This window comes from Hymenobacter tibetensis, from assembly GCF_022827545.1.
Lineage (GTDB): Bacteria > Bacteroidota > Bacteroidia > Cytophagales > Hymenobacteraceae > Hymenobacter > Hymenobacter tibetensis.
The window spans coordinates 3,283,645-3,297,980 of sequence record NZ_CP094669.1; the positions used below are offsets into that span (position 1 = coordinate 3,283,645).

The 14,336-nt window shown below is 58.7% G+C and carries 10 protein-coding genes; 8 read left to right on the forward strand and 2 right to left on the reverse strand.

Going from position 1 to position 14,336, the window contains the following annotated elements:
• Positions 1-35: 35 nt before the first annotated feature.
• Both MTX78_RS13200 and MTX78_RS13205 read right to left on the reverse strand, forming a co-directional pair.
• Positions 36-2,021 (reverse strand): PAS domain S-box protein, encoded by a 1,986-nt coding sequence (locus tag MTX78_RS13200; protein ID WP_243794903.1) that lies wholly within the window; start codon positions 2,019-2,021, stop codon positions 36-38.
• A 243-nt stretch (positions 2,022-2,264) separates the two neighbouring features.
• On the reverse strand, positions 2,265-5,321 hold the full coding sequence (locus MTX78_RS13205) for a CheR family methyltransferase (protein WP_243794909.1): 3,057 nt from the start codon (positions 5,319-5,321) through the stop codon (positions 2,265-2,267).
• A gap of 263 nt (positions 5,322-5,584) precedes the next feature.
• Between MTX78_RS13205 and MTX78_RS13210 the strand changes: the two genes are divergently transcribed.
• From MTX78_RS13210 to MTX78_RS13245, 8 genes are all read left to right on the forward strand, one after another.
• Complete coding sequence (locus MTX78_RS13210) at positions 5,585-6,547, forward strand: chemotaxis protein CheB (RefSeq protein ID WP_243794911.1); 963 nt, start codon at positions 5,585-5,587, stop codon at positions 6,545-6,547.
• Positions 6,548-6,798: 251 nt separating this feature from the next.
• Complete coding sequence (locus MTX78_RS13215) at positions 6,799-7,053, forward strand: hypothetical protein (protein ID WP_243794913.1); 255 nt, start codon at positions 6,799-6,801, stop codon at positions 7,051-7,053.
• Between the two features lie 684 nt (positions 7,054-7,737).
• The gene (locus MTX78_RS13220; protein ID WP_243794915.1) at positions 7,738-8,178 is read left to right on the forward strand and encodes a hypothetical protein; all 441 of its coding nucleotides are present in this window, start codon (positions 7,738-7,740) and stop codon (positions 8,176-8,178) included.
• A gap of 149 nt (positions 8,179-8,327) precedes the next feature.
• On the forward strand, positions 8,328-8,642 hold the full coding sequence (locus tag MTX78_RS13225) for an STAS domain-containing protein (protein WP_243794917.1): 315 nt from the start codon (positions 8,328-8,330) through the stop codon (positions 8,640-8,642).
• Positions 8,643-8,692: 50 nt separating this feature from the next.
• Entirely contained in the window at positions 8,693-8,935 is a 243-nt protein-coding gene (locus MTX78_RS13230; protein ID WP_243794918.1) for a KGG domain-containing protein, read from the forward strand.
• Positions 8,936-9,210: 275 nt separating this feature from the next.
• A complete protein-coding gene (locus tag MTX78_RS13235; protein WP_243794920.1) occupies positions 9,211-10,902 on the forward strand; it encodes an MFS transporter in 1,692 nt (563 codons plus the stop codon).
• Between the two features lie 416 nt (positions 10,903-11,318).
• Positions 11,319-13,106: an ABC transporter ATP-binding protein gene (locus MTX78_RS13240; RefSeq protein ID WP_243794922.1), complete on the forward strand. Its 1,788-nt coding sequence runs from the start codon at positions 11,319-11,321 to the stop codon at positions 13,104-13,106.
• A 178-nt stretch (positions 13,107-13,284) separates the two neighbouring features.
• Complete coding sequence (locus tag MTX78_RS13245) at positions 13,285-14,205, forward strand: M48 family metalloprotease (RefSeq protein ID WP_243794924.1); 921 nt, start codon at positions 13,285-13,287, stop codon at positions 14,203-14,205.
• Positions 14,206-14,336 lie beyond the last annotated feature (131 nt).

Sequence of the window (14,336 nt, forward strand, 5' to 3'; positions counted from 1 at the left end):
CAGCAAGTCACAGTGGCTTGCTGGTGTTTTGCTTTTTACCGTACCGGCAGCTCGATGCCGATGATAGTGCCTCGGCTAGGCCGGGAATTGATGGTGAGGGTACCGCCGAGCAGGCGCACCCGGTTTTGGAGGCCCGGTAGCCCAATACCGTGGCGGGGGGCGTAGTTCGGGTCGGGCTCGAAACCCTGGCCGTTGTCTTCCACCGAAATCAACAGCTTGTCGTCTTCCCGGACCACGTGAATAAACGCTTCCTGCGCCTCGGAGTGCTTGATGATGTTGTTGAGCAGCTCTTGCACAATGCGGTACACGGCCACTTCCATCAGCTTAGGCAGAGGCTGCTCCAACCCTACCACGTGCAAATGCAGCGGCAAACTCTGGCGCGGAATGCGGCGAACCAGCTCTTCCAGTCCGAACTTCAAACCAAAGTCTTCCAGGATGCCGGGCGTCAGCTCAAACGAGATGGTGCGCGTCATGCGGATGGCCTCGTTGAGGAGCGAGTGCACTTCGTCGCGGGGGACGCCGGGAGTGGCGCGCCTTTCGAGGTGCAGTTTGGTGGCGTAGAGCAACTGGCCCACGCCGTTGTGCAGGGCTTCAGCAATGCGTTTGCGTTCGGCTTCCTCGGTGGTTAAGATGGCAGACAGCACCTCCTGCTGCTGGCTGAGGCGCAGGCGGGTGGTTTCCTCTATCAGGCGGTTGCGCTCGTTCATGTCGCGCACTACAACCAGCATGCCGTTGATTTCAGCTTGGTTTTCACCGCGCAGGGGCACAATGTAGGCATCGTAGTGGCCGGGGCGCGCGATAAAGGAAATGGCCGTTTGCACAACCCGTTCGCCTTTGCGCAGCACTCGCTCGAAAATCTGGCGCCATTCCGGCGTATCTAGTTTGGGAAACACCTGAAAAACGTTTCGGCCAATTACGTTGGTGGCAGACAAGCCGGAATACTGCTCGGCTTCGCGGTTCCAAGCCGTAATGTGGCCTTCGTGGCTCAGCGCCACAATACCATCCACGCTGTTATCGAGCAGGTTTTCCGAAAATTCCTTTTCGGCGCGCAACTGCTCCCGGGCGGCGCGCTGAACGGTGATGTCGCGCCAAACGGAATGCACCAGCTGCTCACCGCCCACATTGATGTACGTCAAGACTATCTCCAACCACTTACTTTCCCCCCGAAACGTGCGGCGGTACCACTCGAAGCGGTGCGAACCATTACGGCGCAGGGAAGCGTAGTGCTGCCGGATCAGGTCTTCGGAACGACTGCCGTTGGGCTGGTATTCGGGCACCAGTATGCTAATGGGCTGCTGCACCATCTGGCTTTTGTCGGTGGCCCCCAGCATCTGCATGGCGGCGGCGTTGCAGTCCACGATGTTCAACTCCCGAATGAGCACCACGGCATCGGCGCTGTGCTCGAAAAGCTGCCGGAAGCGGGCTTCGCTCAACGCCAATGCCTGCGTGGCCATGTAGCGGCTCGTCACGTCGAGCAGAACTAGCCGAAAGTGCACTCCCTGCTCGGAAGTGGCTACTTGGGTTCCCTCCAATTGCACGTACAGCATGTCGCCGTTTTCACGGACCACACTCAGCTCGCAGGTTTGGCGCTGCTCCGACGACGCCATGGTATCAAGAAACTTGGAAAACGTTAGGCGGTACGACTCGGCCACAAACAAGGCCAGCCGCCGCCGGAGCAGCTTTTGGCGCACCGACCCGAGCAGTTGGGCCGCCGTCAGGTTGAGCTGCTGAATGGTGCCCCGGCTATCCAGCGTGAGGTAGCCGATGGGCGCAAAATCGTAGAGGTCGGCGTATTCGGCGCGGGCAGTTTCGGCCTCGGCCTGCGCCATTAGCAGCTCCTCGTACTGCATTTCCAGCTCTATCTGGTGGGTTTGCAGCTCCTGTACTAGCCGCTGCATGGCATCGGGGGTGCTGTCGTCTACAACACGCGTTATCAGATGGCGCCGGCGTTCCGCTCGCTCACGCAGCAGCATGAGTGCCTCTGTGGTGCTCTTGCTGTCTTTGTGGTCGAACTCGCTCATAACAGGTGCAGCAAGGGGCTATGTGATAATAACGGAGCAAACAAGAAGTCGTTCCCAGCCCAGGTACAATAATTGGTTGCTGCGCTTATTTTTTTTACGCAAGCTAAAGCGTTGGAAAACCAGCGTTGGTAAGCCAGACAAGCGGTTTGCTTCCCTCACAAAAACAACCCAGCACCTTCCTACTTACCCTTACCTTGCTCGCTGCTCTCGGTTCCTGAACTGTGGGCAGTTTGGGTGGCGTGGCTACGCCTGTACGCTTTCAATGATTTGCGCACCTAGCAGCAGGTGGTTGGTACGGCGCCCTTCGCTGGTGATGCGCCGCCCGTAGAGCTGTATGCGCAGGGTGCCCACGTTCGGGAAGGCCGCCTCGAACTCCACATCATCGAACGTGATGCTGTTGGCGTTCAGCAGCATGCGCAGGTGGCCTAGCAGGTCGGGCTGGTTCCAGGCACCGTTGCACAGCACGGTTAGGGGCTGGCCTTTCACCGCGGCGGGCGTTACCCCAAAGGCATCGGCAAACGAGGGGCTGACAGTGAGTACGTGCAGCTCGCCGTCGAGCACCATCAGGGGTTCGCGCACGGTTTCTACCACGCTTTCCGCGAAGCGGCGGCTGACCTCCATCTCGTCTTCGAGTTGCTTGAGGCTGCTGATGTCGGTGAAGGTGATGACCGCGCCGTTGATGTAGTTATCGAGGGTGCGGTAGGGCAGAATACGCATGGCGTACCAGTCGCCGGTGGTGGTTTGGATGGTGGTTTCCACGCTCACCAGCCGGTCAATCACCTGCGTCACATCGGTTGCGAGCTGCTCGTAGCGCAGGTTGTTGGCGAAGTGCGTCAGCGGGCGGCCCACATCGGTGGGGAGCAACGGAATGATGCGCCCCACCGGCGGGGTGAAGCGCTTGATGATCATATCGTTGTCGATGAAGATGGTGGCTATTTCCGTGGCGTCGAGCAGGTTCTTCATGTCGTTGGCGGCCTGGCTCAGCTCTTCGGTTTTGTGCAAGTACTGCATGTTGAGGGTCATGAGCTCTTCGTTCAGGCTCTGCATTTCCTCTTTGTTGGTCATGGCCTCCTCGTTGGTGCTTTGCAGCTCCTCGTTGGCGCTTTGCAGTTCTTCGTTGGTGCTTTTCAGCTCTTCCAAACTGCTTTCCATCTCCTCGATGGTGGTTTGGAGACGGTGGCGGGTGTATTGCAGCTCTTTTTCCAGGGTTGTTATCTGCGCGTCGCGGCCAGGGTCGAGGCCGCCCTTGCCGCGCCGGACGCGGCGGGGCGGGGCCACGTCTTCAAATACCACCAGCAGCAGGCCCGCCAGTTGCTCGGGTCCTTCCAGATACTTCACCGTGAGGCGCAGCTGCTGCACTCCCGCCTCGGTTTTCACTTTCACGTCTTCGTTCACAATCACGTGCCGCTCCTGCACGGCCCGGTGCACGGCCTCGCTGATTTCGAAGTGCAGCTCCTCGCGGGCCATGTCGAAGATGTTGAGGCCGCTCAAACCAGGCGCGGGCTCCAGGTATTTGCCGGTGCGCCCGTTCACAAACAGAATCTCGCCTTTCTGATTGATAACTACTGCCGGCGGGGCATAAGACGCTAGCAGCAAGCGCTGAATGAGGGCAGCAAACATGTTGTCGCGACGAGGAACGGAAGAAGAAACCATGCTGCTGGGGATAGTGGCCACTGGCTGCTGCTGCCGCGACGTGGAAAAAGGAAAGTTAGCTAGCCGCACTAGCTGCGACGGAGTTTCATTGGCCCGCGAAATCTTCCATTTCACGTCTAGGGGCGTAAACAACTCCTGGAAGCCCGTCAGGTTTTCGGAAGGCCCCAGAAACAGCAGCCCGCCCGGATTGAGTGCGTAGTGAAACACCGGAATCAGGCTTTTTTGCAACTCGCTAGACAAATAGATGAGCAGGTTGCGGCAGCAAAGCAGGTCGAGGCGGGTGAAGGGCGCGTCTTTACTGATGTTGTGCAAGGCAAACACCATGGAGTCGCGCACGTCCTTCCGGATTTGGTAGGAGTTGTCGACTTTGGTGAAAAAGCGCCGGAGCCGCTCGGCACTTATGTCGGCGGCAATGTTGGCCGGATAAAAGCCGGCGCGGGCCTGGTCTATGCTCTCGGGGTTGATGTCGGTGGCGAAAAGCTGGAAGCTCAGGTTGCGGTCGGGTTCGGTATCCAAGCATTCCCGCAGCGTCATGGCCAGCGAGTACGCCTCTTCGCCCGTAGAGCAGCCGGGCGCCCACACCCGAATGGTGCTGCCGGGCTCCTTCTTGCGCACCAGGGGCAGCAAACTGCGCCTAAGCACGGCGTAGGCTTCGGGGTCGCGGAAGAACTTGGTGACGCCAATCAGCAGTTCCTTGAACAGCTGCTCCACTTCCCCCGGATTTTCCTGAAGGTAGCGCACATACTGGGTGAACTCCTTGATTTGGTGGCTGTTCATGCGCCGCTCGATGCGGCGAAACACCGTGTTGCGCTTGTAGTAGGAGAAGTCGTGCCCGGTTTGGTTGCGAATCAGGATAAAGATTTTCTGCAAGGCGTGGGCCGGCAGAGAGGGCGGCGCATCGGGGGCCGCCGCCTGCGCCCGTAGCAGCCGCCGGGTGGCCGGCTGGTGTACATAGTTCAGCAGGCGGGGCACTATCTCGGCGGCGGGCAGGATGTAGTCTACAAACTCGGTGGCAATGGCCGCGCGCGGCATACCGTCGTACTCCGCCGATTCGGGCTCCTGCACCATCACCATCCCGAAGTTCTCCATCACCATCTTCAGGCCTATGCTGCCATCGGAACCCATGCCCGACAGAATAACGCAGACGGCCCGGTCGCGGACATCCTTGGCTAGGCTTTGCAGAAAATAGTCGATGGGCAAGCGGCGGCCCGGCTGCTGGGTGGGCTCGAAGAGGTGCAGGGTGCCGTGCAGCAACGACATGTCCTTGGCCGGCGGAATCACATAGATGTGGTTGGGACGCACCCTCAGGCCGTCGGTCACTTCTATCACCGGCACGCTGGTGAAGTGTTGCAGCACCTGCCGCAGCTCGCCGTCCGCGCCCGGCATTTGGTGCGTCACCACAACGTAGGCCACACCGCTGCTTTCGGGTATTGCACGCAGTATATCCTCGAGCGCGCTCAGCGAGCCGGCCGAGCCACCCAAGCACACCACCGAAAAATTGATAGGATTGCGGGCTGTGCTGAACCCTACCCGGTCGGGGCCGGGTTGAATTTCTATGCCGGCCTCGGCAGCCAACTCGGTTGCGTTGGCACCGGCATGAGAAGTGGTACTTGGAGGTGAATCCGGCCCCTCGGAATTTTTATTCATGACAAGAAAATCAGCCTTCTGGATGCCCTGCACGAAACCAGCAGGTATTCCTCTGTCTCAAAAGTAAACAGAAAGATTGGCTGCATAGCGCCCTGAAAAACCTCCTCAATAGCAAAAAAACCTATTTGGCAGGCAGCTAAAAGGAGCTGCCACACGTAAATTTATGTTTTGGGAAAGCCTGAACGACCACCCAAAAGCGCACTGCTGATTTTATTTTAGTGAAACCCTCCTATATAATTGTTGTAGGCACTTCCGCAGGTGGAATGCCCGCCCTTACGCAACTAGTGGCGCAATTGCCGGCCACCCTACCGGCGGCAGTGCTGGTAGTCCAGCACCTGGCCCCCGACTCGTCGGGGGAGCATCTGGTGTCGCGCCTGAGCATGCACACCCAAATGCGCTGCCATCTAGCCGCTCATCACGACCAGATAGAAGCCGGCCACCTGTACCTGGCTCCCGCCGACCGGCACCTGCTGGTGCACGACGGCCAGCTGATCGTCACAAAAGGGCCGCGCGAAAACAACTTCCGCCCGGCCATTGATGCCCTGTTTCGGGCGGCGGCCGTCACCTACGGCAACGCCGTGATTGGGGTGGTGCTCACGGGCATGCTGCACGATGGCACCGCCGGCCTCGATTTTATCAAGCGTTGCGGGGGCCAAGCCATTGTGCAAGACCCCGAAGATGCCGAGTTTTCTAGCATGCCCTACACGGCGCTACGCAACGTGGCCGTCGATCATGTAGTGCCGCTCTCCCATATAGGAGCCCTGTTGCAGGAGCTGACGAGCCAAGCCCCGCCACCTCCGACCCCTATTCCTGAAGACTTAAAAGCGGAGGCCGCTATTGCGGAAAGAGTTGTGGGAAGCACAGAAGATATCGACGCAATAGGCGAGCGAGTGCCCATTACGTGCCCCGATTGTGGCGGCGCGCTGTGGAAGCTAGAGCAGGGCAACGTGATGCGGTTTCGCTGCCACACCGGCCACTCCTACACCGCCGACGCGCTGTTTGAAAGCTCGAAGCAGGCGCTGGAAGAAACCCTGTGGGTGGCCCTACGCATGATGGAGGAACGCAAAAACCTGCTAAGCAGCATGGCAGTGCGGGGCGAGGGTCTATGGAGTGTGCAGCAGGAAGAACGCCTCGAAGCAATTAAAGCCCACATCAACCGGCTTCGGGAGTTCTTGCTTAATGGCAGCACGGGCGCCACTACAGCCTCCGAACAAGAGCAGGACTAACACCCCACGGCCAACACCATACAGCAAGCCCCCCAGCAACCCCATACGTACGGTTGCTGGGGAGCTTGGTAGTTTACGAACTTGAAAAATCCGTAGTTACTTTGGGAGAAGTGGTATTTATACTTAGATATAATAATATTTGTTATTTGAATCATTGCAAGGTAAAGCATAACATTACGTATCAGATCTGTACCGGGTAGGCTTCCTTCACATCCCCTCCCACGCAGCAGGCCTTCCTACCTTCCACCGCTATGTCACGCCTCACCTCTTCCCAACTTCAAGAAGTCGGGTTTAGTCCTTGCTCCCACCCTCCACATGGTTGGCAATACGCTGGCGATGTGTACGTCCAACACCTGCCCAAAGGATCGGCCTATGTGTTGTGCATAGAACACTCCGAGGAAGTGGAAGCGTTTATCGGCGACTGGATGAACCCGCTGGCGTACTTCTACTGGCCCGCCGCCGACACGCAGAAGCTAAGCGGCCTCCTGCACATTGCGCAAACCTGAGCAAGCAGCGGTTTCGGGCCCCGGAAAGCCTGTTTTAGCGGGGGTCTGCCTTCACCGCAGGGCCCATGCCTACTTGGCAAACGGAAGACGCCGAACGTAGACACCTGACAGCAAGCCACCTATGCTGCAACCTACCGGCGGGTGGCCGCACTGCCGCTCAGCTCACCAGCCACAGGCAGCTACGCTCTAGCTTGCCTCTTCACCTGCTGGCTTTGCCAGAGCAGCCCGCCTGAACCCGAACTATTGCGCTTGCTTGTACCCGATATGGACTAGGTACAGTTCACTTAAAGAAGTGGCCTTGTAGCTAGCCAGTACGCTCCGTACATATACGTAGCTACCACTGTTTGGGGGGGGGTGGTAGCCACAACCAGCTGCGCAATACGGAGCTGAAATTACGTGCTTTCAACACAGCTATTTCCGTACTAATCCGGCCACTTTTGGGGGCGCTGGTTTCGTTTAAGGAGCGAGCTGGCTGCCCTCTACGAAATGCGTTCGGAGCGGCACCACCCCATTGGCACGGGCAGCCGGCTGCTGGTAGTTGGAAAGACTGTTGAAGGATTCCCCTATTTCTCCGTCGCATTTCCTTGCCCTATCCGTTGCGGGCGCAACGGGGCATTTGGTCACGGATGAGCGGCTTTGCTGCTTATCTGTGACCTTGCTTCGGCAACTCTAGTTTCTTCTCTTATGACTTCTCTGCATTTCGCGCTCTACCAGTCAACGGGGCTTCTAGCATGCCAACATTTGGTCTTGTATGCTCAAGACCCTATTCTGAAGAGCGTTGCGCCCGCGTTAGCGCACTGGACGGTTCCGCAACTAGGCCACCACCAGCTCACGCAGCAAAGCCACTCGCTGCTGGCAGAAGCCACTGAGCTTCCTCCAACCGCCTATTTGGTTGACAGAGGAACGTGCACCCTGATGGCCGGCGAGCTACCCCCGCACATCGGGCAAGAGCGGATACGCCTGCATTTCGAGGGATACGACTTACGCGGGCAGTTTGCGCTGCTCCGGTTGCGGCCCAGTGGCAGCCGCTGGCTGTTCGGCCGGCTTCAGTTTATGCCCGACAAGTTTGAGCGCGGCACGCAGGTAGCTCCTGCGTGGCCAACTACGCAAACCACTTCGGTATAAGTTGCCACCTGCGCAGGTAGTTCACGCAGGAATAAATTGGTCATTACTACGCAGTTAATTCATGGTGGGCACTTGTAGCTTTGCTTCCGCTCCACCAGAGTACCCTTTCTGCCCGCCCTATCTATCTGTACACTACCACCACTTAGCGTATGCTCGACTTCTCTTCACTCAGCGACCCAGCTGCCCGCGTTTATACGATAGACCTGAACCACACAGACCCGGTGCGGCTCGCGGGGCGGCTCTATAAGTCCAACCCAGAGCAACGTCCGCAGCTTCTCATCGACTGCCAGCACCTGGAGTGTGTGCGCACCCGAGGTGTAAGCTACCTGGCTTCCCAACTGCTGCTCACCCGACAAGCCGGCGCCGATATACTGCTCTACAACGTGGATGCCGTGCTGTGCCGCGCCCTGCGGCTGCTTCAGCTGCACCAGATTTTCCGGGTGGTACCTGCCCCTACTGCTTGACCTTTTTTCCACAGTCTATATTCCTTTTCCACTTCCAAAACTCTTGTATCATGGCTACTTCCTCCAGTGCATCAAACGGCCGCGCTAAATCTGCATCTGCCCCAAAAACTGGTAACCCACGTGGCTTCGCCGCTATGGATCCTGCTACGCAGCGCCGCATCGCCAGCGAAGGCGGCAAAGCCTCGCACGAAAGCGGCCGGGGCCACCAGTGGACTCCAGAAGAGGCGCGTGCGGCGGGCCGCAAAGGTGGCCAGGCTAGTCGCACCAACCGCACTGCCGCTACCTCTCGCTAGTGCGGGATACCTAACTAGGTAGCTCTTTTTACTATACCACTAGAAGCCCTGGACTTCCTCCAGGGCTTTTTTGTGCGTCATATGTCTCGTAGAAGCAGACCGCGTTCTATGGGCCAGCCGGCACCCCATGACACCTACCTGGCCTGGTGCTGAGGCAGTAGCGGCCGGTGGCAAGCGCAGGTGTCGCGGCACCGTGTGGCAGGAGTGGTTTGGCGGGTTAGGTACCAAAAGTTGGCGGAGCTACGTAAGCAAACCGGTTTCTGCTTCTGTGTTCTATGTCCGCCACTGCTACGCTGGCCTCGCCGGCTCCCCCCTCGCCCCTGGCGCCCCTGCGCATTCCATTTTTTCGGATGCTGTGGATTGCTTCCTTTGTCTCCAACATTGGCACCTGGATGCAGAACGTAGGCGCTGTGGGGCTCATGACGGAGCTTACCACCTCGCCGGTGCTGGTGGCCCTGCTCCAAACTGCTTCGGCGCTGCCCGTATTTCTACTGAGCTTGCCCGCCGGTGCCCTCGCCGACCTAGTGGACCGCCGACGGATGCTGATGCTCACCCAGACCTGGATGGCGGCCGTGGCCCTGGTGTTGGCCACGATAACCCTGCTTGGCCTCACGACGCCCTGGCTGCTGCTGCTGCTTACGTTCTTGCTGGGACTGGGCGGCGCCCTCAACAACCCGGTGTGGCAAACCGTAACGCCCGAACTGGTGCCCCGCGCCGAGCTACCGCAGGCGCTGGCCCTCAACAGTGTGAGCTTCAACCTGGCCCGCTCGTTCGGCCCGGCGCTGGGGGGCCTCCTGATTGGGACCTTTTCGGCGGGGGCGGCCTTCCTGCTGAATGGCTTGTCGTTTCTGGCTACTATCTATATGGTGTGGCGCTGGAAACGCGAACCACAGGCTACCTCTACGCTGGCTGGGGAACGGGTGCTGGCGGCTATTCGGGGCGGCATTCGGTACGCCCGCTTTGCGCCGCCCGTCCAACACATCCTCATCCGAGGTATCAGCTTTACGTTTGGGGCCAGTGCCTTGCTGGCGCTTATGCCCGCGGTGGTAGCGCGGCGGTTATTGCTGCCGACCTCGTTCTACTCGGTTTTGCTTTCGTGTATGGGTGCCGGGGCAGTGTTGGGGGCCGTGCTGCTACCCTACCTCAACCGCCGGCTCACCATCAACTGGCGCGTAACGGCCGCCACCGTGGCTTTCGCCATCGGGCTGCTGGGCCTGGCGTTCGTCGACAACAAAGTGGTGCTTTCGGGCCTGCTGGTTTTGGTGGGACTGGCCTGGATGCTGGTGCTCAATTCGTTTAGTGTGGGCGTGCAGACGGTGGTACCGCGCTGGGTGCAGGCCCGTACTATCAGTTTGTATTTGCTCACCATTCAGGGCGGCATGGCGCTGGGTAGCGTGGTGTGGGGCGCAGTAGCCAGCCGCTGGGCCCTGCCGGTGGCCCTCACGGGCGCAGCCATTTGGTTGATGTTGAGCACCCTGCTGGTGTTGCGCTATTCGCTTAGCAACAACACCGAAACCCTGGATTTCACGCCGGCGCGGGCGCGCCCAGACCTTATGCTAGCCGAGGAACCCGCCCCCGATGCCGGCCCCATCATCGTCACGACCACCTACCACATAGCGCCTCCCGACCGGCCCGCTTTCGCCACCCTCATGGAGCAGCTGAGCCGTATCCGTCGTCGTGAAGGTGCCATCCGGGTGGGCCTCTACGCCGACCTGGCTGACCCGACTCGGCTGGTAGAATACTTCATGGTGGAATCCTGGGAAGAGTACGAGCAGCTCCACGACCGGGGCGTGAGCCGCGAAGAAGCCGACGTGAAAACCCTGGCCCGTCAACTGCACCAAGGCCCCGACAAGCCCGTAGTGGCCCGCCTACTGGCCGAGCACGCCGGCGAAACCACCACCCAGGCCCCCATGGTACCTGGCAGCACCCGCCTGATAGCCAGCACCGCTGGTGAAACCCCAGGCTAAGCTACTGGCGGGCGGGCTCCTCACCTGAATTGAGCAGCAAGCAGAGCGAATGGCCGCTATTTACCCGGTACATCTTGCTAAGTGAAGTACAACGAAGTCGAAGCCTCTCTCCCGCCCCACTACCCTTCCACGTCTGCCTCGAAGCAGAGAAATGCTGCGGCAAGCGGACAACCGATCAAGCAGGACGCTTTGCTAGCATTCTGGGCCCGCGTCGTTCAACGCTGTGATTAACCGCTTTCCATTGTGCTGCTTGCTGCGTCACATCGTTTGAGAGCAGCTAGTTACTAGTGAGCATGTTATTTCGCTTTTGCTGCTGGCCCTATAGATCAAGCTCTAACTATTATGGCGTGTTCCGTAGCTGAACTGAAACCTTCTACCTTGTTGGATGCTTTCTTCATGAATACTCTTTTCCGATCATGAAACTTCTCTACGGCTATCTGAGCAATTATTGGGGCTTGTTAGGGCTGGCCCTGGTGCTAGCGGCTATCAACCAGGTTTTTTCTCTGCTTGACCCTTGGATTTTTCGCAAAATCATCGACCAGTACGTGGTGAAGCCGGGCGGCGCGCTGCACGACATCAACTTCCGCACCTTCCTGAGTGGGGCGGGGCTGCTGATTCTGGCCGCCATGGGCGTGGCCATGGTTTCGCGTATTGCCAAGAACTTCCAGGACTACTATGTCAACGTCATCACCCAGCGGCTGGGTGCGCAGCTGTATTCTGATGGGCTGCGTCATTCGTTGGAACTGCCCTATCAGGTGTTCGAGGACCAGCGCTCCGGCGAAACCTTGGGCAAGCTCCAGAAGGTGCGCACCGACGTCGAAAAGCTGATTGCTTCGTTCGTCAACGTGCTCTTTGTGGGGCTGGTGGGTGTGATTTTCGTGGTCGGCTATGCTCTCACGGTGTACTGGGTGATTGCGCCGGTGTATTTCCTAACCATTCCGCTGTTGGGCATCCTGAGTTCGGTGCTAAGCAAAAAGATCAAGGTGGTGCAGAAAACCATTGTGGCGGAAACCACGGCCCTGGCGGGTGCTACCACCGAAAGCTTGCGCAATATCGAGCTGGTGAAGAGCCTGGGACTGGCCCAACAGGAAACCGAGCGGCTGAACGCTACCACCAACAAGATTCTGAAGCTGGAGCTGAAGAAAGTCCGGTATATCCGCTCGTTGTCGTTCGTGCAGGGCACGTTCGTGAACCTGCTGCGCAACGCCATTCTGCTCCTGATGCTGTATTTGGTGGTGCAGGGCCGCATTACAGTGGGCGAGTTCTTCTCTCTGTTCATCTACTCGTTTGCCATCTTCGGGCCTTTGCAGGAAATGGGCAACATCATCAATATCTACCGCGAAACGGAGGCTTCCCTGGCCAACTTCCAGCAGATATTGGATACCCCCAAAGACAAGAAACCGGCGCATCCCAAGCACATCCAGCAAATCGAAACCCTGGCCTTCGACGACGTCCGTTTCAAACACTTATCGGCCAGCAACGCAGCGCTGGATGGCATTTCGTTTAACACGCAGCTCGGCGAAACCATTGCGTTTGTGGGTCCTTCGGGCTCCGGCAAGACCACGCTCGTGAAACTGTTGGTGGGTCTCTACCCGCCAGCCACGGGTCAGATTCTCTACAACAGCATTCCGGGCACCGAAATCGACTTGGACACTCTGCGCGAGCAAATCGGCTTCGTGACGCAAGACACCCAGCTTTTTGCCGGCACCATCCGCGAGAACCTGCGCTTTGTGGCCCCCAACGCCACCGACGAAGAATGCATCCGTGCCCTGCACGAAGCCGCGGCCGACTCGTTGTTGGCCCGCGCGCCCCAGGGCCTGGATACCGTAATTGGCGAAGGCGGCGTGAAAGTATCAGGCGGTGAAAAGCAGCGCCTAAGCATTGCCAGAGCCTTGCTCCGCCGCCCTACCCTGCTGGTATTCGATGAAGCTACCTCGGCGCTGGACTCGCTCACGGAAGAGGAAATCAGCCAGACGGTACGCAAGCTGTCCGGTTCGCGCAAGCACATTACCATCCTGATTGCGCACCGTCTCAGCACCATTCTGCACGCCGACAAAATCTTCGTGCTGGAGCGCGGCCATATTGCCGAGCAAGGCCGCCACGACGAGCTACTGCTGCAAAAAGGCCTGTACTACGCCATGTGGCGCCAACAAATCGGTGAGCGGCCTGCTTCGTCTATTGCCCCACAGTTGGTGCAAGCCTAAAGGAAGTTCCGCATTTTCCTTCCTGCATGGTCTCTCTGACGGTCAGGCCCGGCAGCAGGGTAACGTCGACCGTAACGGCACGAGATACACGTAGAAGACAGGGCACTAAAAGTTAGCGGAGCGCGTTATTTAGGCACGATTCCTGACTATCCAGGCTTCTCATCCTACCGACATTTCCATGACGTTTCAGCCTCGCTTTTTCCGCCATTTCTCCGGCTTGTTGCTGGCTGCGTGGCTGCTTCTGGCCGGTTCGGTCAGTGCTCAATCATCCAGCAACACCAAGCGCGACGTACTGCGCGAAATCACCGACGTAGTGGGGCTCAAGCCTCGCTTCGAGCTGCAAGCCACCACGGCCGTTCAGAATGCCGCAGCCGTAGTGTACGGTGGCAAGCGCTTCCTATTATACAACCCCAACTTTGTGGCAGCCGTGAACCGCGCGGGCCGCTCCGACTGGGCAGGCATCAGCATTTTGGCGCACGAAATGGGCCACCACCTCAATGGTCATACGCTGAAAGCGGGCGGATCCAACCCCACCGATGAGCTGGAAGCCGACGAGTTTTCGGGTTTCGTGCTGCGGAAGATGGGCGCCAGCTTAGCCGAAGCGCAAGCCGGTATGGCCGTGGTATCAGACGAGGAGGCCTCCCCGACTCATCCGGGCCGTTCTACTCGCCTCAAGGCCATTGGCGAAGGATGGCAGCGGGCCAGCCAGCAAATTGCAGCCAGCAACCGCACCACGGCTCCCTCGGCTGCTCCGGCCATTGTTAGCAGCCGGCCAGCCGTGACCGTACCTAGCCGCTCCAACTCCAGTGCTTCCACTCCGGTGGTGATGGCCAGCAATGGCCAGATGAATGTGGTGGGCAAAATCACGTTCCGCAGCAAGCCCGATCAGCCATTCTACCTAACGAGCCGCCTCAACGTTATTCGCCTCGACCACGAGGACCGCACCGCGCAAGTGGTTGGCCGCATCACTCGCTCTAATAGCGAAGAGTATCCGTTTGTACTGGTTGATGACCAAAACCACCGGCTCTTCATCAATGCAGCGGGTGGCGTTTTCGACAGTTCCGGCCGGCAGGTAGCCCTGTTGTCTGACCCTTCCTAAACCCATCTTCACAGTAATCGACTGGTTATTTGCCGGTTACTTATCCTTCGGTTTTAACGCTTGACTATCGTATCACAAAAAAGGTCCCGGCTAGCAGCCGGGACCTTTTTGTTTGTTGAAGCAGGAAAGAA

Bases quoted from the DNA above. Each gene is read 5' to 3' on its own strand.
- MTX78_RS13210 (WP_243794911.1), top strand. From the start codon at position 5,585: ATGCCCGCCCTTACGCAACTAGTGGCGCAATTGCCGGCCACCCTACCG.
- MTX78_RS13205 (WP_243794909.1), bottom strand. From the start codon at position 5,321: ATGAATAAAAATTCCGAGGGGCCGGATTCACCTCCAAGTACCACTTCT.
- MTX78_RS13215 (WP_243794913.1), top strand. From the start codon at position 6,799: ATGTCACGCCTCACCTCTTCCCAACTTCAAGAAGTCGGGTTTAGTCCT.
- MTX78_RS13235 (WP_243794920.1), top strand. From the start codon at position 9,211: ATGTCCGCCACTGCTACGCTGGCCTCGCCGGCTCCCCCCTCGCCCCTG.
- MTX78_RS13245 (WP_243794924.1), top strand. From the start codon at position 13,285: ATGACGTTTCAGCCTCGCTTTTTCCGCCATTTCTCCGGCTTGTTGCTG.
- MTX78_RS13240 (WP_243794922.1), top strand. From the start codon at position 11,319: ATGAAACTTCTCTACGGCTATCTGAGCAATTATTGGGGCTTGTTAGGG.
- MTX78_RS13220 (WP_243794915.1), top strand. From the start codon at position 7,738: ATGACTTCTCTGCATTTCGCGCTCTACCAGTCAACGGGGCTTCTAGCA.
- MTX78_RS13200 (WP_243794903.1), bottom strand. From the start codon at position 2,021: ATGAGCGAGTTCGACCACAAAGACAGCAAGAGCACCACAGAGGCACTC.
- MTX78_RS13225 (WP_243794917.1), top strand. From the start codon at position 8,328: ATGCTCGACTTCTCTTCACTCAGCGACCCAGCTGCCCGCGTTTATACG.
- MTX78_RS13230 (WP_243794918.1), top strand. From the start codon at position 8,693: ATGGCTACTTCCTCCAGTGCATCAAACGGCCGCGCTAAATCTGCATCT.